Here is a 19,039-nt window from a genome sequence, read left to right as displayed (position 1 = left end):
GTGCCTCCGGGATGCACTGAAACCTGAGGACAATCTAAATTACGTAGGGCGGATTAGCGTAGCGTAATCCGCCATGCACGAGCCGCCGGCGGCGCATGCATGGCGAATTACGTAAGTTAGATGATGCCAGCGTCGTGGACCGCCAATTATTTCAGGTTCGCCATCATCTCGCCCAGCCTGACCGGCCCGGCCGGCTGCCACGCCGGGTTGAAGCTCAGCGTGTCTTTCGGGAACAGCATGACCACCGTCGAACCCAGCAGGAAACGCCCCAGCTCCTCGCCTTTCTTCAGCACGATGTTTTGATCGGCATAGGTCCATTCGGTCACCTTCGGCAGGCGCGGCGGGTTGACCACGCCGTGCCACACCGTGGCCATGCTGCCGACGATGGTGGCGCCCACCAGGGTCATCACGAACGGCCCGTGGGCGGTGTCGAATACGCACACCACGCGCTCGTTGCGCGCGAACAAACCCGGAATGCCGCGCGCGGCGGCCGGGCTCACCGAGAACAACTCGCCCGGAACATAGATCATGCGCGTCAGCTTGCCGTCGCACGGCATGTGGATGCGGTGGTAGTCGCGCGGGCTCAGGTACAAGTTGGCGAAGCTGCCATGCTGGAACTTGGCGGCCAGCGCGGCGTCGCCGCCGACCAGCGCCGTGGTGCTGAACTTATGGCCCTTGGCCTGGAAGATCTGGTCGTCATCGATGGCGCCGAACTGGCTGATGCGGCCGTCGATCGGGCAGATGAAGTCGGCGTCGGCGAGCGGGCGCGCGTCCGGGCGCAGCGCGCGCGTGAAAAATTCGTTGAAGCTGGCGTAGCTGGCGATATCCGAATTGAGCGCTTCGCCCATGTTGACGTCGTATTTGCCGACAAACCAGCGTATCAGGCGCGTGGTCATGGCGCCGCCCTTGGCGCCGGCGACACGGCCGGCGAAGTTGGTCAATGCTCCCTTGGGAAGCAGATAATGGGGCAGAACGGCAAGGCGGTCGGACACGATGGCAATCCATACAAAATGACGATCGAACATTATAACGCCCCGCCAGTGGCGCCATGCCTAATCGAGTCTATTCATTTTTTCACGATGTATGTTTATGAAATTTCGTTAAACGGATACGCGTTAACTTGGATTAAGGAAACTTTCTGTCAAATCAAGGCATAATAGGCGCTTCCCCCCGGTTCCCGATCGCCACGCTATGATGCCTCCCCGCCAACGCCGTTTGACGCAGACCGCTGCGGCCGTTCTATCGCTGTGTTTTGCCGCCGGCGCCCATGCCGACGACGTCGCCGATGGGGGCGACAGCGCCACCGACGCCAAGCCGGCGGCCGTCCAGCAGGCAGCCGTGCCGATGCAGACGGTGCGGATCAAGGGCAGCGCCGCCAGCTATGACGCGCGCCGCGATGATACCGCTAGCAAGATCGTCGTCGGCAGCGAGGAAATCCAGAAATACGGCGACACCTCGGTCAACGACGTGCTCAAGCGCCTGCCCGGCATCACCGTCGGCGGCGCGGCCGGCCGTTCCGGCGGCGAGATCCGCATGCGCGGCCTGGGCGCCGGCTACACGCAGATCCTGATCAACGGCGAACGCGCGCCGGCCGGCTTTTCGATCGACAACCTGGCGCCCGACGTGATCGAGCGCATCGAGGTGCTGCGCGCGGCCAGCGCCGAGTTCAGCACCCAGTCGATCGCCGGCACCATCAATATCGTGCTGAAGAAGGCCGTCAAGGTGGCCCAGCACGAGGTGAAGATCAGCGGCGCCAAAGGCAGCAAGTTCAGCTCGCCGAGCGCCAGCTTCCAGTTGTCCGACAAACGCGACGGCATGTCCTATTCGTTCAGCGGCAACGCCTGGCGCTATATGTACAACCGCATGACGCCGTCGACCGAGACCGGCACCGACGCCGCCGGCGTGCCCAACGTCGACCGCTCCGCGACCTGGCGCGACCAGGGCCGCTCGGACGGTTTCAACCTGTCGCCGCGCATCAACTGGACGCTGGCCGGCGGCGACACGCTGACCTCGCAGACCTTCGTCAACCTGAACCGCTTCGACAGCAACAGCCACAGCCGCACCACCGTCAACGTGGACGGCGACCAGGGCCCGAGCTACGACCGCATCGACAACGTCTTCAGCAGCCACAACGGCTACGCCCGCACCGATCTGAACTGGGTGCACAAGCTGGCCGAGGGCGCCAAGCTCGATCTGAAGGCCGGCGTCAGCAAGAACCGCAACACCACCGATTCGCTGCAGTTGGGCGCCAACCGCGGCGCGCCGACCAGCTTGTACCGCACGGTGCAGGGGCACAGCGACGAATCCGGTTTCAGCACCCAGGGCAAGTATTCGGTGCCGCTGACCTTCGGCACCCAGGCCGAGGGCGCGGAAGAGGCGCCGGCCGAGCATGCGCTGGCGCTGGGCTGGGACGCCGGCGTCACCGAGCGCGACGATACCCGCGTGCAGCGCGAGCTGCCGTTGCCGGGCAGTCTGCCGCCGGACAACAATGACGAGGATTTTTCCGCCAGGGCGACCCGGCTGGCCCTGTACGGGCAGGACGAGTGGAACCTGACGCCGCGCTGGTCGGTCTACACCGGCGTGCGCTGGGAGGGGCTGCAGACGTCGATCGAGGGCGACAACCTGGAGCGCGTCAGCCAGCGTTCCAGCGTGCTCAGTCCGCTGTTCCAGACGCTGTTCAAGCTGCCCAACAAAAAGGACCAGGTGCGCGTGGCGCTGACCCGCACCTACAAGGCGCCGTCGACGGCCAGCCTGGTGCCGCGCCGCTTCACGTCGGCCAACAACAGCCGGCTGGAACCGGACCGCCGCGGCAATCCGCGCCTGAAGCCGGAAGTGGCGCTGGGCCTGGATGCGTCGTTCGAACATTACTGGGGCGACGGCGGCATGCTCAGCGCCAGCGCGTCGATCCGCCGGATCGAGGATTATATGCACCAGGGCCTGGTGCAGGAGGGCGAGCGCTGGGTGTCGACCTTGATCAACGACGGCCGCGCCGAGACGCGCGGCATCGAGCTGGAGGTCAAGTTCCCGCTGCGCGCGGTGATGGACCACGCGCCGGCGCTCGATCTGCGCGCCAGCGTCAGCCGCAACTGGTCGCAGGTGGACAGCGTGCCGGGGCCGGACAACCGCCTCGACCAGCAAGTGCCGCTGAGCGCCACCTTGGGCGTCGACTACAAAAGCCCGGACGGCATGCTCAGCACCGGCAGCAGCCTGAGCTTCCGCAACGGCGGCCTGGCGCGCCAGAGCGAGACCCAGAGCGCCTACACCTCGGTGCGGCGCGACCTCGACGTCTACGCCTTGTTCAAGCTGGACGCGCAAAACAGTTTGCGCTTTGCCGTATCGAATTTGCTGGCGCAGGATTACGTGACCGAGAGCCAGTATGCGGACGCGCGCGGCACGCTCAACCGCGCGTCGGTGGCCGACGGCGAGACCCAGTTCCGGGTGACGGTGGAACGGCGCTTCTGAGGCCGGCACCGGGGCCGGTGGTATGATTCCCGGCTGAACTTCAGGCGCGGAACACCGATGAAAATCCCCAAGAGCACGCTGGAACAATGGCAGGTGTTGCAAGCGATCGTCGAATGCGGCGGCTACGCCCAGGCGGCCGAGGCCTTGCACCGCAGCCAGTCGTCGGTCAGCTACATGGTGGCCAAGCTGCAGGAGCAACTGGGCGTCGAACTGCTGGAGATCGACGGCCGCCGCGCCCGCCTCACGCCCAACGGCAAGGCGCTGCTGAACAAGGCGCGCGAGCTGCTTGGCGGCGCCTTTCAGCTCGAACAACTGGCCGTCAGCCTGGCCGAAGGCTGGGAACCGCAGGTGAGCATCGCCGTCGACAGCCTGTTCCCGGTCGCGCTGCTGGTGCAGGTGCTGCGCGAGTTCGAGCCGTGGGCGCGGCACACGCGTGTCAACCTGGAGGAGACCGTGCTGTCCGGCTCGGAGGACGCGTTGCTGGAAAAACGCGTCGATATCGCCATCGCCGGCCGCATCCCGGCCGGCTTTCTCGGCGACGCGCTGATGGATATCGACTTCATCGCCGTCGCCCATCCCTGTCATCCGCTGCACAAGCTTGGCCGCGAGCTGGAAATGGACGACCTGACCCGCAACCTGCAAATCGTCGTGCGCGATTCGGGCACGCTGAATCCGCGCGATCACGGCTGGCTCAACACCGATCAGCGCTGGAGCGTGACCAATCCGCAAACGCGCATGGAGATGATCTGCAACGGCATCGGCTTCGGCTGGCTGGCGGAACACAAAATGCACGATCAACTGGCGCAAGGGCTGCTCAAGCCGTTGCCGCTGCGGGTGGGGCAGCGCCGCAAGATGTCGCTGTCGCTAATCGTCGCCAATCCCGAGGTGGCCGGCCCGGCGACCTGCCGTCTGGCCAATTTAATCCGCAAGGTGGTGGCCGAAGGTATCGAACCGCGGCCGCTGTGCGGTTAAGCGCTTTCTTTCGACTTTATTCCCGCCGCATTCACGCCTGATAGCCGCCACGCCGCTGGTAATGGTAACGGCGCGGCCGCGGCCGTTACGATTCTTTATTACTGGACTGTCGATCCGATTATTTGGACGGTGGCGTATCCGTGGCGATTTCGATTGCGTAGTTGTGGAAAATATTCATTTTTATCGCTATATTGGTATTTCTCACGCCAAGGTATGGAGAATCAAGGCAAAGTTATGGTAAATTGCGCTTTATAAAATTCTCACACATTGTCACATGTGGTTTTTTAGTAACTAACCAGCCCATTAGAAGGAAATAAGATGACCACTTACCAAGAATACAAAGCAAAGATCGCCGAACTCGAAAACCTGGCCGAAACCGCGCGTAAAAACGAAATCGCCAAGGCGAAAGAGCAAGTCACCGCCATCATGCGCGAGTATGGTTTGACCGTGGCCGATCTGGGCGCCGTTACCAAAGCCAAACCTGTCAAGACCCGCGCGCCGGTGCCGACCAAGTACCGCGACGATGCGACCGGCCAAACCTGGACCGGCCGCGGCCGCGCGCCAAAATGGCTCGAAGGCAAAGACAAAAACCAGTATCTGATTAAGTAAGTTTGTCGCGGTCCGGTGCGCGGGTTTATCGTCGATAAACCCGGCGCCGGATTTTCTATTGCCGGCGCCATGCCGGGGCTCGGCATTTCTGCCCGGTCTTATTCACTCGGTTAATCCCCGTGTTTCTCCGGTGGCGACGCCGCCGCGATAGGCGCGATGCGCGCTTGCACAGCGGCCGCGATGGCCTGCGAATACCGCGCCGGGTTGGCGGGACGCCTCATCGGCGTTGCTTTTGTGATGAAAGGGGCCATCGTTTTGCGCCGTCTTTTAGTTAACTTGCAAGGCATGCCTGCCGGCCCCGGCTGTTTCATGAGATGATAATGGCATGTCGTCCATTCCCTTATTCCCGCTGAATACAATCCTGTTTCCGGATGGACATTTGCCGTTGCAAGTGTTCGAAGTGCGTTATCTCGACATGATCAAGCGCTGCATCGCGCGCGGCGAAGAGTTCGGCGTCGTCTCGCTGGTGGAGGGGACCGAGATCCGCGTGCCGGACAAGCAGGAAACGCTGTCGGACGCCGGCACGATGGCGCGCATCGTCGACTGGTCGGCACCGCTGCCGGGGCTGTTGCAGATCTCGTGCATCGGCACCACGCGCTTCCAGGTCAGGTCGGCCGAACAGCTCAAGCACGGGCTGTGGATGGCGGAAGTCGACGCGGTCGCCGAGGACATGGTGGTGCCGGTGCCCACCGAGCAGCAGGATGTCGCCAACGCGCTGGGCGCGCTGATCCGGTCGTTGCAAAAGAAGCAGATCTCGACCGCCAAGATGCCGCTGGCGCCGCCGTACCGGTTGGACGAGGCCGGCTGGGTGGCGAACCGCTGGTGCGAATTGCTGCGGCTCGACCTGGAGGAAAAGCAGCGCTTGCTGCTGCAGGAGAACCCGGTGCTGCGGCTGGAGCTGATCCAGGATGTGCTCAGCGAGAACGGCCTGCTGGACTGATTTTGTTGGCTGGCTCCATCGCCCGGCGCGGCCGTGGACCTGTCGGCGCCGCGCGGCCGCTGCTACACTGCGGCATCGCCATCACCCAACCCGCCACGCCATGTATCTGCCCAGCGCCTTTGCCGAAGACCGCCTTGAAGTCCGCCATGGCTTGATGCGCGCCCATCCGCTGGCGACCCTGATCCTGGCCGACGCCGACGGCGTCACCGCCGATTTGATTCCCTTCATGCTGTACGACGGCGAGGGCGCGACGGGACTTGGGGTGCTGCGCGCGCACGTCGCCCGCGCCAACCCGCTGTGGCGCAAGCTGGAATCCGGCGCGCGCTGCCTGGTGCTGTTCCAGGGGCCGGAGAGCTATATCAGCCCGACCTGGTATGCGACCAAACGCACCACCCACAAAGTTGTCCCGACCTGGAATTACGCCGTGGTCCAGGCGCGCGGCGATGGGCGCGTGGTGGACGACGCCGCGTGGTTGCGGCGCCAGTTGGACGATCTGACCGCGTCGCAGGAGGGCCGCATGCCAGGGCCGTGGAAACCGGCCGATGCCCCGGCCGATTTTTTGGCCGCGAACATGAAAGCCATCGTCGGCATTGAGATTCCGATCGACAGTTTGGTCGGTAAATGGAAGGTCAGCCAGAATCGCCTCGAGGCCGATCGGCATGGCGTGGTGGAGGGATTGCAAGCGCAGTCGAATCCGGAGATGGCGGAATTGGTGGCCGAGCGCATAGTCAAGGAATAAGCCGGGTCGCCGGCGGCTCGGCGATGGCGGATTACGCTGCGCTAATCCGCCCTACGTGGAACAACACATCGGACACCAAACGACCACGCAACCACGTAGGGCGGATTAGGCGGAACGCCGTAATCCGCCATGATCCGCCGATAACGCCCCCGCTCAGCCGGCGTGCGCCCCGCTGGCGTCGTCCAGCGCGTGGATGCGCACCGACCACAGGACGCCGACGGCCAGCAGCACCATCGCCGCCACTTCCAACCCGCGCGGCAGCTGCTGTTTGTAGACAAAGCCATACAGCAGCGCGAACAGCGTCTCGAACAAAATCAACTGTCCCGACAACGTCAACGGCACCTTGCGGCTGGCGACATTCCACAAGTGGTTGCCGATCACCGACGCCCCCAGCGCGAGCAGGCCGTTGACGATCCAGAACAGCGTCCAGTCGCGGCCACTGGCGCGCGCGCCGGCGCCGGTGACGTCGGCATGGAACACGGCCAGCATCGGCAGCGCGATCGCCAGCGCGATCAAGCCGCTCGACACGCCGTACAAGGCCGACCACTCGCCGCTGCTGAAATGCGGGTTGCGCTTCAGGTAGCGCGCGTTGTCGACCGAATACCAGGTCCAGCACAACAGCGCGCCGACGGCGCACAGCACGCCGAGCAGCTTGTGCGCCAGCGGCGCGCCGTTGCCCGGGTCGTGCGTGAAGACGTCGACGTTGATGCAGGCGATGCCGGCGGCCACCAGCAGCAGCGGCAGCATCAACTGCTTGATCGGCACCGAGCCGTGATCCTTTTGTCCCATCAGGGTGACCGATATCGGCAGCACGCCGATGATCAGCGACGTCGCCGACACGCCGGCCAGCTGCACGCCCAGCGCGAGCAGCATGTAGTAGACGATGTTACCGGCCAGCGCGTGCTTGATCATCGCCACCACGTCGCCGCGGTCGAGGCGGCGCAGCAGCGCGGGCAGGCGGGGCAGCATCAGGGCGGCGGCGATGAGGCCATAGGCGATGTAGCGCCCGCAGGCCATCTCCAGCGCCGTGAACGACGTCAGGAAGGCCGGCACGATGAACACCATGCCCCACATCGCGCCGGCCAGCAGGCCGCATAACACGCCTTGCCACATGGTCCGCTTCCTTAGTAGAGGGTGCACAGCCACCAGACGGCGGCCAGGTTGGCGACGACGCTGCACCAGAACGCGATCTGGAACGAGGTCTTGGCGGTTTTGTGGCGCAGCCAGCGCTGCGCCAGCAGGCCGCCCGGCCAGCCGCACGCCAGCCCGGCCAGCAGCAGGGTGCGTTCCGAAATGCGCTGGCGATGCTGGACGGCGGCCGATTTGTCGACCGCGTAGGCGATGAAGCACGCGACGCTGGCGACGCCGTACACCGACGCCAGCCAAAGCAGCATCAGCGACGGCAGCGGCGCGCCGTCCGGCGTCACCGGTATCAGAAGTAGCGCAGGCCGAGGGCGGCCTTGACTTCGTCGGCGGTTTGCGCGGCCACTTCGCGCGCGCGCATCGTGCCCTCCTTGAGCATCTGCATGATGTAGCCGTGATCCTTGGCCAGCTCCTCGCGGCGCGCGCGAATCGGCGCCAGCATCTCCTGCAGCACCACTTCCAGGCGCTTCTTGACGATGGAGTCACCCAGCCCGCCGCGCACGTAATGCGCCTTCATTTCCTCCAGCTTGTCCTTTTCGGGATCGAAGGCGTCGAGGTAGATGAAGGCGACGTTGCCCTCCAGGTGGCCCGGGTCCTCGACGCGCAGGTGCAGCGGATCGGTATACACCTTTTTGACGGCGGCGGTGATCTCGACCGCCGTGGCGCCCAGGTTGATCGTGTTGCCGAGCGATTTGCTCATCTTGGCCTTGCCGTCGGTGCCCGGCAGGCGGCCGATCTCCGGCACCAGCGCCTTGCATTCGACCAGGATGTCCTTGTTGGCGATGCGGTTGAAGCGGCGCACGATCTCGTTGGTCTGTTCGATCATCGGGATCTGGTCTTCGCCGACCGGCACGAGCGAGGCCTTGAACGCCGAGATGTCGGCCGCCTGCGATGCCGGGTAGGTCAGGAAGCCGGCCGGGATGTCGCGCTCGAAGCCGCGCAGCGCGATCTCGGTCTTGACGGTCGGGTTGCGCTCGAGGCGCGCCACGGTGACCATGTTCAGGTAATAGAAGGTCAGCTCGGCCAGTTCCGGGATCTGCGACTGGATCAGGATCGTCGATTTGGCGGGATCGATGCCGACGGCCAGGTAGTCGAGCGCCACTTCGACCACGTTGCGGTGGACCTTGTTGGTGTCGTCCATGTTGTCGGTCAGCGCCTGGGCGTCGGCCAGCATGATGAACTGCTTGTAATCGTGCTGGTAGGCGACGCGGTTGCGCAGGCTGCCGACGAAGTGGCCGAGGTGCAGCGGGCCGGTCGGGCGGTCGCCGGTCAGGATCACGGTCGGGCCTTTGGCGGCGGTGGCGGAAGGCGCCGTGGCGATAACTTGGGACTGGTCAGGCAGACTCATCAGGGTTCCTTTGCGTTGCCCCGGTCCGGCGCGACGAATAAAAAACGCCACCGGATGAGGGGCGGCGTTGATAAAAATATCACATCACTATGGGTAGACAGTGGCCGCGGGCTAGCAGCGGCGCCAAGTCGAACGGGCGTGAGGTGTGGTGAAAAAAATCATGCGCGTATGGTTGCAGTTCGGCGCCGGTCTGTCAAGGTCGGCGGGGGAACCAGTCTGCGCGACGCCGGTCTAAACTGAAAAGGAGAACAATATGGCGGGTAATTTCAATTTGGTGGCGTTCATGGATACTCTCAACGAGGGCGGTTTCTCCGAAAAGCAAGCGAAAGCGCTGTCGCTGGCGCTGGTTCAATTGATGGACAGCCATTTGCTCACCCGTGACTACCTCGACCTGCGGTTGGCGGAGTTGAAAGCCGAGTTCAAGGGCGACATCGCGACTGTGGAGATTAGCATGGCGCGGCTCAAGGCGGACCTGATCCAATGGATGGTCACGATCCTGATCGTCCAGACCGGCGCCACCGCCGTGCTGTTCAAATTGCTGCACTGAGGCTGTTTCGTTGCGGAATCTGCAATCCATAAGGTAGTATTGCCCATCGTACAAGGCAATCCCTTTTTGGAGTCTCCATGCGTCTTCCCGCCGTTGCTGTATTGTCCTCGTTGTTGTCCGCCCTGATCTCTTCCGCCGCCGTCGCGCAAACGGCACCGATGGCCCCCGATATTCCCGCCAAATTCGACGCCGAGATCCCCAACGCGGACTACGTCAAGCGCGATGTGATGATACCGATGCGCGACGGCGTCAAACTCCACACCGTCATCGTCATCCCCAAGGGCGCCACGCACGCGCCCATCGTATTGAGCCGCACCCCGTACAGCGCCAGCGGCCGCGCCCAGCGCAACACCAGCCCCAGCATCGCGGCCACGGTCGGCCAGGGCGACGAGGTGATGGTCGAAGCCGGCTACATCCGCGCGTTCCAGGACGTGCGCGGCAAGTACGGCTCCGAAGGCGACTACGTCATGACGCGCCCCCTCAAAGGCCCGCTCAACGCCACCCGCACCGACCACGCGACCGACGCCTGGGACACCATCGACTGGCTGGTCAAGAACATCCCCGAGACCAACGGCAAGGTCGGCATGATCGGCTCCTCGTACGAAGGCTTCACCGTGCTGATGGCGCTGACCGATCCGCACCCGGCGCTCAAGGCGGCCGTGCCGATGAGCCCCATGGTCGACGGCTGGCGCGGCGACGACTGGTTCCACAACGGCGCCTTCCGCATGCCCAACCTGAGCTACATCGCCGGCCAGACCGGCGCCAAGGGCGGCGGCGGCCCGCTCGCCACCGGCGTCTACGACGACTACGAGGGCGTGCTGCGCGCCGGCTCGGCGGGCGACTACGCCAAGCGCTTCGGCCTCGATAAACTGAACTTCACGCGCAAGCTGTTCGAGCACCCGGCCTACGACAGCTACTGGCAGCATCAGGCGCTCGACAAGATCCTGGCCAAGCGCGCGCTCAAGGTGCCGACGATGACGGTGGTCGGCTACTGGGACCAGGAGGATATCTACGGCGCCTACGCCACCTATGCCGCCGTCGAACCGCAGGACAAGGCGAACGACAAGAACTTCCTGGTGGTCGGGCCGTGGCGCCACAGTGGCGTCAACTACGAAGGCTCGACCCTTGGCCCGCTCAAATTCACCGGCGACACCGCGCTCGAATTCCGCCGCGACGTCATGCTGCCGTTCCTCGATCAATACCTGAAGGATGGCGCGCCGGTGGCCGACACGCCGCCGGTGCTGTTCTACCAGACCGGCGTCAATCGCTGGCAGCGCCTGCAGCGGTGGCCGCTGGCCTGCGCCGACGGTTGCGCCGCCCCGCTCAAGCCGATCTATCTGAAGCCGGACTTCAAACTCGGTTTCGACCTGCCGCAGGGCGCGGACGGCGCGCAGGAGGGCGCCAACTACGACGAATACGTCGCCGACCCGGCCAAGCCGGTGCCGTTCGTCGCGCGTCCCGTGCGCATGGGCGACGCCAACGTCTGGCGTCCGTGGCTGGTGAGCGACCAGCGCGGCGTATCGGACCGCACCGATGTCCTCAGCTACGTCACCGAACCGCTCAAGGCGCCGCTGCGGATCGCCGGCGCGCCCATGGTCAATCTGTTCGCCTCGACCACCGGCACCGACGCCGACTGGGTGGTCAAGCTGATCGACGTCTACCCGGACGAGGTGCCGTCGCAGCCGGAGCTGGGCGGCTACCAGCTGGGCATCGCGATGGATATCTTCCGCGGCCGCTACCGCAACAGCCTGGAGAACCCGTCGCCGATCACCGCCAACGCCGTCGAGAAGTACCGCTTCGCGCTGCCGAACGCGAACCACGTCTTCCTGCCGGGACACCGGGTGATGGTGCAGGTCCAGAGCAGCTGGTTCCCGCTGTACGACCGCAATCCGCAAACCTATGTGCCCAATATCTTCCACGCCAAGGCGGGCGACTACCAGAAAGCGACGCTGAGGGTGTTCCACGCCGGCGCCCAGGCCAGCGCGATCGAACTGCCGGTGGTGCCGGCGCAGTGAAAGGCTAGCGCGGACGGACGTTGTCGTTCAAAATGTCCGCGCTGAAGTGGCGCAGATAGGCGTCCATGACCTGCGGTGAGCGCGACATTTTGTCCAGCGCGTCGAGCAGCGTGCGCTGGTCTTCCTTGCTCAGCGCGTGCGACACGTAGGCGCCGCTATACTTCCACGCCAGCTCGGGGATCGGTTCGACCCGCAAGCGCTCCTGCAAGCCTTGCACGCGCGGCTCGCGGCGGATGGCGCCGGACATCAGCGTCGGCCCGATGATGGTCAGGTCGACCGCCCCCGCGTGCAGCAGGCGCGCCACGGCCGTCACGTCGACCTCGCTGAACAAACGGCCCTGCTTGGCCAGCTCATTGGTCAGCGCCGTGTAGCGTTCGCCGTAGTCGAAGCCGCGCACCACCGCCACGCGCAGCTCGCGCCGTTCCAGCAGTTCCTGGGCGCTGGCGATCGGCGCGCGGTCGCCGGCCAGCGAGATGAGCATCGGGCGGTTGTGAATCATCGGCACGAAGGTGCCGTGCTTGTCGCGCTCCGGCGTGCGCGAGGCCGGCACCAGGATGTCGGCCTGGCCGATCCGGTACATCGCCACCTGGCGCGCGCGCGGCACCACGGTGAAGACAAATTTGCAGCCGGCCTTGCGCCCCAGCTCGCGCAGCAGGTCGGGGTAGATGCCTTTGACCTCATGGCCCTCGGCGATCACGCTGGCGCCGCTGGCGGATACCGGAACGGCGATGTCGCGCGAGCAGCCGGCGGTGGCGTGCGGCGCCAGCAACGCCGACACCAATGCGGCCGTCGCGGCCGCGAGCGGGAAGGATGTCATGACTTGGCCTCCATGTGATGGTTGCCGAAGTAGCGCCGCGCCACCAGGATCGCCGCCGCCTGCATCGCCGCGCAGACGAAGAAGGTGGTTCCGATGCGCCAGTCGCCGGCCGGCAGATGGCTGACTTTACCAAGGATGGCGGCGCCGATCAACGGCATGAAGATGACGCCGATGCTGCTGATCGATTGCAGCGAACCCATCAGTTCGCCCTGTTCGCCGGGCGGGGTTTGCTTGGAGATGATGGCCTGTAGCGCCGGGCCGACGGCGAACGACAGCACGTTACACAGGATCAGCACATACATCATCCAGCCGTGGGTGGCCAGTCCGTAGAACAGGTAGGTCAGGCAGCCCGAGGTCAGCCCCAGCAGCGACAGGCGCACCTCGCCGAAGCGCTTGATCAGCACCCCCAGCAGGCCGGCCTGCACCACGGCGGCGGTGACGCCGACGCAAAACAGCGCCGCGCCGTTCTGGCCCGGCGTCCAGTCGAAGCGGAACGTGGTGTAGAGCACCCAGGTCGTCTGCAGCATCATCTGCGCGCAGGTGACCAGCGCGAACGTGACGATCAGGCCGCGGATGTCCTGGCGCCGTCCCAGCCTGCCCAGCGCGGCGAAGGGGTTGATCTTGGCGATGTGGAAGGCCGAGCGGCGCGCCTGCGGCAGCGATTCCGGCACGGCGAAGTAGCCGTAGACGAAATTGGCGGCCGACAGCGCGGCGGCGACGTAGAACGGCAGATGCAGGTCGACCCCGCCCAGCAGGCCGCCCAGCATCGGCCCGCAGATGAAACCCAGGCCGAACGCCGCGCCGACCTTGCCGAAGCTCTTGGCGCGGTTGTCCGGCGTCGAGATGTCCGACGCGTAGGCCGACGCCACCGACATGCTGGCCGACGACATGCCGCCGATGATACGGCCGATGAACAGGCACGCCAGGTTCGGCGCCCACGCGGTGGTCAGGAAGTTGATGCACATGCCGGCCATCGAATACAGCAGCACCGGGCGGCGCCCGACACGGTCGCTGAAGGCGCCGAGCATCGGCATGAAGATGAATTGCATTAGCCCGAACGAGGCGCTCATGATGCCGAACCAGTAGGATTGGTCGTCGCGCGAGCCGGTGAATTCGCCCACCAGCAGCGGCAGCACCGGCACGATCAGGCCGATGCCCAGCATGTCGATGAACACGCAGATCAGGACGAAGTTCAGATTGCCCGGCGCGGCCGGTGCGGCCGCCGCCGGCGCGGCGGAATCAGGTGGGGTCATAAGCATGGAGCGGTGCGGGGATTGTGGTGCGCGGTCATGACGCGGGGTCAGGGCGCCGCCGGGCTGGCGGCCCATTCGGCGATGAAGGTGTCGCGGAAGGCCGTCAACTCGTTGAGGCGCGTTTGCGCCAGGCGGCGGCCGGCGGCGGTCTGCATTTTGCCGGGCAGCGTGGCCAGCTTGGTGTCGATGTGGTCCAGCGCATAGGCTTTTTCATCGAGTTCGCGGTGCAGCGCCATCGGATCTTCGGCGTGCGCCAGCGCGGTGCCCATGCGCCCGGCCGTGTAGAACAGGCGCGCCAGGCCGACCGCGCCAAGCGCGTCGAGGCGGTCGGCGTCCTGCACGATCTTCGCCTCGATGGTCTCGGGACGGATGCCGGCCGAAAAACTGTGGCTCTCGATGGCGTGGGCGACGGCCGCCAGCTTATTGGGCGGGAAGTCCAGTTCGGCCAGCTGGCGGCTTGCCAGCAGCGCCGCCTTGCGCGAGGCCAGGTGGCGCTCCGGATCGTTCTTGGGAAGGTTGACCAGATCGTGCAGGTAGCAGCCGGCCAGCACGATCAGCGGATCGGCCTCGGGATAGTCGTCCAGCAGCAGGTTGGCGTTGCGCCAGACGCGGTGCAGGTGGTTGGTGTCGTGCGCGCCGTCGGACCCCTGGGCGGCGCCGGCCAGCGCGACCAGGCGAGGGTGCCAGCTGCTCAGCAAGCTATTCATCGTTCTCCCATGACGTATCTGACGGTTGGTTTTTAAATCATACAGGCTGGCGCCGTAGTTGTGCAGCCGAACGCCATCGCGGATAACAATTGTTTGCTTGCCAAGTTATCACAAAACTTACCAAAAAGCTAATTTTCAAAATGCAACAGGCTTATTTGTTGCCCTGCCGCATTTTATTGATGCTATAAATCTTGACTTGAGGTAACATTGTCGGCATAACTTTAGCAATGAAGGAAACCCAATGTCCAGCAACGTCAGCCAATTGCACGGCTATGTCCCCGCCAGTGAGTATCTGGCGTTTACTCTTGGTCAAGAAGAGTATGGCATCGATATACAAAAAGTCGGCGAGATCCGCAGTTACGAGGCGCCGACCCGCATCGCCAACGCGCCCGACTTCGTCAAGGGCGTGGTCAACCTGCGCGGCTTGATCGTGCCGATCGTCGACATGCGCATCAAGTTCAATCTGGGCACGCCGACCTACGACCAGTTCACCGTCGTCATCATCCTCAACATCGGCCACCGCGTGGTGGGCATGGTGGTGGACCGCGTCTCGGACGTGACCACGCTGCTGCCGGAGCAGATCAAGCCGGCGCCGGAAATCGGCTCGGCGCTCAACACCGACCATATCGTCGGCCTGGGCACGCTCGACGAGCGCATGCTGATCCTGGTCGACATCGACAAGCTGATGTCCAGCGCGGACATGGGCCTGACCGAAAACACCGCGCTGGCCGCGTAACCGACACACCGTCAGGCCGGGCATGGCCCCGACGCTGATCCCGGGTTGCACCATTGTTTTTGATCGAGAGGGACAAGAATGAATATGTTGGAGAACATCAGCATCGGAAAACGCCTGGCGTTCGGCTTCACCGTCATCCTGGCGTTTGCGATGCTCATCACCGGCATCAGCGTCTGGCGCCTGCAGGGCGTGGCCTCGGCCACCGCCGACATGATGCAGGTGCCGCTGGCCAAGGAGCGCCTGATCGGCGACTGGTCAAGCAATATTGATAGCGCTATCCGACGCACCACCGCGATCGCGCGCAGCACCGACACCGCGCTCGGCCCGTATTTCGCCGACGAGGCCAAGGCGTCGTCGGCCAAGTCGGGCGACTACCAGAAGAAGATCGAGGCGCTGATCACCGACGCCGACGAGAAGGAGCTGTTCGCCCGCATCGGCGAGCAGCGCAAGATCTATCTGTCGTCGCGCGACCAGCTCACCAAGCTGAAGGCCGCCGGCGAGCTTGAGGCGTCCACCAAGGTCTTCGAGACCGTGTTCCGGCCCTGCACCGTGGCCTACCAGTCGCTGGTGGCCGAGCTGCTGAAAATGCAGCGCGCCAAAATCGACGCCACCGCCGCCCATATCGACGCCGTCGCCGCCAGCAGCCGCAACCTGCTGTACGTGCTGGCCGCGCTGGTGCTGGCCTTCGGCGTGGTGTGCGCGTGGCTGCTGACCACCGGGATCACCCGTCCGCTGCGCGAGGCGGTGGTGGTGGCGCGCCGCGTCGCCAGCGGCGACCTGACCGGCCATATCAACGCCGACGCCAGGGACGAAACCGGCCAGTTGCTGGCCGCGTTGAAGGACATGAACGCCAGCCTGCTGGGCATCGTCACCGAGGTACGCAGCGGCACCGACCATATCACCACCTCGTCGAGCGAAATCGCCGCCGGCAACCAGGATCTGTCGCGCCGCACCGAGCAGCAGGCCGGCGCGCTGGAGGAAACCGCATCGTCGATGGAGGAGCTGACGTCCACCGTCAAGCACAACGCCGACAACGCGCGCCAGGCCAACCAGCTGGCCGCGTCGGCGGCGCAAGTGGCCGTCAAGGGCGGCGCGGTGGTGGCGGAGGTGGTCGGCACGATGGACTCGATCAACGAGTCGTCCAAGCGCATCGTCGACATCATCTCGGTCATCGACGGCATCGCCTTCCAAACCAATATCCTGGCGCTCAACGCCGCCGTGGAAGCGGCGCGCGCCGGCGAGCAGGGACGCGGCTTCGCGGTCGTGGCGTCGGAAGTGCGCAATCTGGCGCAGCGTTCGGCGTCGGCGGCGAAGGAGATCAAGGCATTGATCGGCGACTCGGTCGACAAGGTCAACCTGGGCAGCCGGCTGGTGGCCGACGCCGGCGTCACGATGGACGAAATCGTCAGCAGCGTGCACCGCGTCAGCGACATCATCTCCGAGATCACCGCCGCCAGCGCCGAGCAAAGCGCCGGCATCAACGAGGTCAATCAGGCGATCGGTTCGATGGACGCCGTCACGCAACAGAACGCGGCGCTGGTCGAGCAGGCCGCCGCGGCGGCCGAATCGATGCAGCAGCAGGCGGCGTTGCTGGCCCAGACAGTCAGCGTGTTCAAGGTAAGCGACACGGTAAAGGCGTTCCAGCAGCGCCCCGCCAAGGCAGCGGCGCCGGCGCGCCGCACGCTGCAAATCGCCAACCGCGCGTAGGGCGGATTAGCGCAGCGTAATCGGCCATGCATGCGTCACCGCGACGCATGCATGGGCCGATCACGGCACACCATCGACGCCATCACTTTGGTCGATCGCCTGCTGCGAAAGCCGGTCCGCGTCGCCGTTACGGTGGCGCGGCACCCACCGCAAGCTCACCGTCCCCAGCATCCCAAGCAGCTCCACCACGCGCGCACGATGCGCCTCCAATCCCTTGGCACCACGTCCCGCCGCGACGGCCTGCGCACTCAAATTGACATCATTCACCACCACCTGACTATCGCCATACACCACCAGCCCGGTCGCGCCCAGCCGCGCCGCGGCCTCCAGCAACGCCTGCAGCGCCAGATACTCGGCCTCGCCGCTATTGCCATAACCGGCGCGCCGGCTGATCTCCACCCGTTCCCCGGCAGGCCCCTGCAGCAGCGCGCCGATGCCGATGCGCCCCGGATTGGGATGCGCCGACCCGTCGAACCACCCGCGCCAGCCATCCGACGGCGGCCGCATGCGGGCCTCGCGCAACGCCAGCGCCTGTGCCTTCTCCTCGGTCCTGGCGGCGCGCCGCAACTCGTCGCGCAAGCGCGCCCGCGCGCGCTCCGCCATCAGGCTGGGCAAGCCGGCCTGGCCGGCGGCGCCGGTCAACACCTGCCGCAGCGCGTCGGCCTCCGTCAGCCGCATGCGCGCCGCCAAACGACGAGCGGCCACGCGCTCGCCCTGGTAGGCGGCCGTGGCCAGCTCCTCAAACTCCGTATCGCTCACCGGCGCCACGCTCAATCGCGGCGCGGATTGTCGGGACGGCGATCGTAGCGGTTCGGCACCCCGTCGCCATCGCGGTCGTGGTCATACCGGTTCGGCACACCGTCATGATCGCGGTCGCCACGGCCGCGATAGTCGCTGTGGTGGTCGCCGCGGCCATCATGCCGGTCGTAGCGGTTGGGGATGCCGTCGTGATCGCGATCGCCGTACGGGCCGCGTTCCCAGCGGGCGTCCTGACGCTGCCAGCGGCCGTCATGCTCGATCCAGCGCGGCTGGGTATAAACGTAACCGGGACGGGCGCCGACCCAATTGCCGCCGACCCAAACATGGCGGTTGCCACGCCAGTCCCAATAACCGGGCGTCCAGATATAGCCGGCGCGCGGTGGCGGCACGACTTCATAGCGCGGCGGCGGCGGGGCGACGGTCACGTAGTCGACTTCCATCGGACGCGAGTCCACGGTGACCCAGCCACCCGGGTCCAGGCGCCAGCCGCCGCCTTCGCGTATCCATTCGGCGCGCCGGTATTGGGCGCCACGGCGCTCCGGCTCCCAGCGGCCGGCGGCCCACACGTGGCGGTAGCCGTCCCAGTTCCAGTAACCGGGCGCCCACACGTAGCCGCGCCGCGCCACCGGCACGCTCTCGAAGCGCGGTGGCGGCGGGGCGTCCCCGATGACGATGCTCAGACCGACCTGCGCGGACGCGGTGGCGGGAGCGAAGGCGGCGGCGCTCAGCGCGAGCATGGCGGCGGCGAAAACAGTGTGCGAGCGTTTGATCATGATGTTCTCCTTGTCTGCGTCGATTGCAGCACATGGGACGAACTATATCAAGCGCCAACAGGGGCGGCGCCCAATGATGCAACTTTTTACATATGACACAAACATGCGGGGATTTGTTCGCTGGCGAACAGAGGATGGTGCGGGCGAGGACTACGGGGACGTGGAGGCGGGGGCGGGGCCGGCTTCGCCTGTGACCCGGCAGGTACAGGCGAAGGGGGCGCGCGCGTTCAAATCTTGCTCGACGTGGTGGCGTCGGCGGCCAGCGTGGTCTGGTTGTCGTCGATGAGCATCTGCTTTTTCTGCTCGTCGGTCAGGCGTTTGGCGCTGACCACGACCACTTGCATGGGCTGTGCCGACGCCTGGGTGGTGACGGGATCTTGCGCCGGCACGTCGAGCGCGTAGTCGGCGGCGAAGACCAGGCCGAGGGTGACGATGAATGCGGCTTCGAAGTTTTTCAGGACGTTCATTTTGCTTCCTTTCGGTGGTTAAAAGTGTGTTTCGATGTGCTCACT

At 65.3% G+C, this 19,039-nt stretch carries 19 protein-coding genes; 9 read left to right on the top strand and 10 right to left on the bottom strand.

What is annotated here, in order from left to right; translation table 11 throughout:
* Positions 1-146: 146 nt before the first annotated feature.
* Entirely contained in the window at positions 147-992 is an 846-nt protein-coding gene (gene asd, locus JOD97_RS13345; RefSeq protein ID WP_209718264.1) for an archaetidylserine decarboxylase, read from the bottom strand.
* 223 nt (positions 993-1,215) lie between these two features.
* On the opposite strand from asd, the gene JOD97_RS13340 reads away from it, so the two are divergent.
* The 5 genes from JOD97_RS13340 (at position 1,216) to JOD97_RS13320 (ending at position 6,722) form a co-directional block, all read left to right on the top strand.
* A complete protein-coding gene (locus tag JOD97_RS13340) occupies positions 1,216-3,462 on the top strand; it encodes a TonB-dependent siderophore receptor (protein ID WP_229264431.1) in 2,247 nt (748 codons plus the stop codon).
* A 57-nt stretch (positions 3,463-3,519) separates the two neighbouring features.
* Positions 3,520-4,434: a LysR family transcriptional regulator gene (locus tag JOD97_RS13335; protein WP_209718261.1), complete on the top strand. Its 915-nt coding sequence runs from the start codon at positions 3,520-3,522 to the stop codon at positions 4,432-4,434.
* Positions 4,435-4,752: 318 nt separating this feature from the next.
* Complete coding sequence (locus JOD97_RS13330; RefSeq protein ID WP_209718258.1) at positions 4,753-5,043, top strand: H-NS family nucleoid-associated regulatory protein; 291 nt, start codon at positions 4,753-4,755, stop codon at positions 5,041-5,043.
* Positions 5,044-5,368: 325 nt separating this feature from the next.
* A complete protein-coding gene (locus JOD97_RS13325; RefSeq protein WP_209718255.1) occupies positions 5,369-5,983 on the top strand; it encodes an LON peptidase substrate-binding domain-containing protein in 615 nt (204 codons plus the stop codon).
* A 100-nt stretch (positions 5,984-6,083) separates the two neighbouring features.
* On the top strand, positions 6,084-6,722 hold the full coding sequence (locus JOD97_RS13320) for an FMN-binding negative transcriptional regulator (protein WP_209718252.1): 639 nt from the start codon (positions 6,084-6,086) through the stop codon (positions 6,720-6,722).
* Between the two features lie 153 nt (positions 6,723-6,875).
* Here the strand turns inward: JOD97_RS13320 and JOD97_RS13315 are convergent, their stop codons facing one another.
* From JOD97_RS13315 to trpS, 3 genes are read right to left on the bottom strand one after another with little or no spacing between them, the layout of a single operon-like run.
* Entirely contained in the window at positions 6,876-7,835 is a 960-nt protein-coding gene (locus JOD97_RS13315) for a DMT family transporter (RefSeq protein WP_209718249.1), read from the bottom strand.
* An 11-nt stretch (positions 7,836-7,846) separates the two neighbouring features.
* A complete protein-coding gene (locus tag JOD97_RS13310) occupies positions 7,847-8,149 on the bottom strand; it encodes a DUF1294 domain-containing protein (RefSeq protein WP_209718246.1) in 303 nt (100 codons plus the stop codon).
* 5 nt (positions 8,150-8,154) lie between these two features.
* The gene (trpS, locus tag JOD97_RS13305) at positions 8,155-9,213 is read right to left on the bottom strand and encodes a tryptophan--tRNA ligase (RefSeq protein WP_209718244.1); all 1,059 of its coding nucleotides are present in this window, start codon (positions 9,211-9,213) and stop codon (positions 8,155-8,157) included.
* Between the two features lie 283 nt (positions 9,214-9,496).
* On the opposite strand from trpS, the gene JOD97_RS13300 reads away from it, so the two are divergent.
* Both JOD97_RS13300 and JOD97_RS13295 read left to right on the top strand, forming a co-directional pair.
* Complete coding sequence (locus JOD97_RS13300; protein ID WP_209718241.1) at positions 9,497-9,760, top strand: hypothetical protein; 264 nt, start codon at positions 9,497-9,499, stop codon at positions 9,758-9,760.
* A gap of 77 nt (positions 9,761-9,837) precedes the next feature.
* Positions 9,838-11,775 (top strand): CocE/NonD family hydrolase, encoded by a 1,938-nt coding sequence (locus JOD97_RS13295; RefSeq protein ID WP_209718238.1) that lies wholly within the window; start codon positions 9,838-9,840, stop codon positions 11,773-11,775.
* Positions 11,776-11,779: 4 nt separating this feature from the next.
* Here the strand turns inward: JOD97_RS13295 and JOD97_RS13290 are convergent, their stop codons facing one another.
* Genes JOD97_RS13290 through JOD97_RS13280 form a run of 3 tightly spaced genes read right to left on the bottom strand, consistent with a single transcriptional unit; the run spans position 11,780 to position 14,552 of the window.
* Positions 11,780-12,592, bottom strand: coding sequence for an ABC transporter substrate-binding protein (locus JOD97_RS13290; RefSeq protein WP_209718235.1), 813 nt, complete (start codon positions 12,590-12,592; stop codon positions 11,780-11,782).
* Positions 12,589-13,845, bottom strand: a complete 1,257-nt coding sequence (locus JOD97_RS13285) for an MFS transporter (RefSeq protein ID WP_209718232.1) — start codon at positions 13,843-13,845, stop codon at positions 12,589-12,591. The genes JOD97_RS13290 and JOD97_RS13285 overlap by 4 nt, the downstream gene beginning before the upstream one ends.
* Positions 13,846-13,892: 47 nt before the next feature.
* The gene (locus tag JOD97_RS13280; RefSeq protein WP_209718229.1) at positions 13,893-14,552 is read right to left on the bottom strand and encodes an HD domain-containing protein; all 660 of its coding nucleotides are present in this window, start codon (positions 14,550-14,552) and stop codon (positions 13,893-13,895) included.
* 241 nt (positions 14,553-14,793) lie between these two features.
* Here JOD97_RS13280 and JOD97_RS13275 point away from each other — a divergent pair, with 241 nt between their 5' ends.
* Complete coding sequence (locus JOD97_RS13275) at positions 14,794-15,288, top strand: chemotaxis protein CheW (RefSeq protein WP_209718226.1); 495 nt, start codon at positions 14,794-14,796, stop codon at positions 15,286-15,288.
* A gap of 78 nt (positions 15,289-15,366) precedes the next feature.
* Positions 15,367-16,995, top strand: a complete 1,629-nt coding sequence (locus tag JOD97_RS13270) for a methyl-accepting chemotaxis protein (RefSeq protein ID WP_209718223.1) — start codon at positions 15,367-15,369, stop codon at positions 16,993-16,995.
* A gap of 60 nt (positions 16,996-17,055) precedes the next feature.
* Here JOD97_RS13270 and JOD97_RS13265 read toward each other — a convergent pair whose 3' ends face one another.
* From JOD97_RS13265 to JOD97_RS13250, 3 genes are all read right to left on the bottom strand, one after another.
* Positions 17,056-17,754: a ribonuclease HI family protein gene (locus tag JOD97_RS13265; RefSeq protein WP_209718220.1), complete on the bottom strand. Its 699-nt coding sequence runs from the start codon at positions 17,752-17,754 to the stop codon at positions 17,056-17,058.
* 11 nt (positions 17,755-17,765) lie between these two features.
* Positions 17,766-18,527, bottom strand: a complete 762-nt coding sequence (locus tag JOD97_RS33260) for a hypothetical protein (protein ID WP_373999846.1) — start codon at positions 18,525-18,527, stop codon at positions 17,766-17,768.
* Between the two features lie 227 nt (positions 18,528-18,754).
* Positions 18,755-18,994, bottom strand: coding sequence for a hypothetical protein (locus tag JOD97_RS13250; protein ID WP_209718217.1), 240 nt, complete (start codon positions 18,992-18,994; stop codon positions 18,755-18,757).
* Positions 18,995-19,039: the final 45 nt, after the last annotated feature.

The sequence above is a fragment of the Duganella sp. 1411 genome, from assembly GCF_017833525.1.
Taxonomy (GTDB): domain Bacteria; phylum Pseudomonadota; class Gammaproteobacteria; order Burkholderiales; family Burkholderiaceae_D; genus Rugamonas.
The sequence above is the reverse complement of the archived record's forward strand: the minus strand, read 5'-3'. Positions and strand labels throughout refer to the sequence as shown.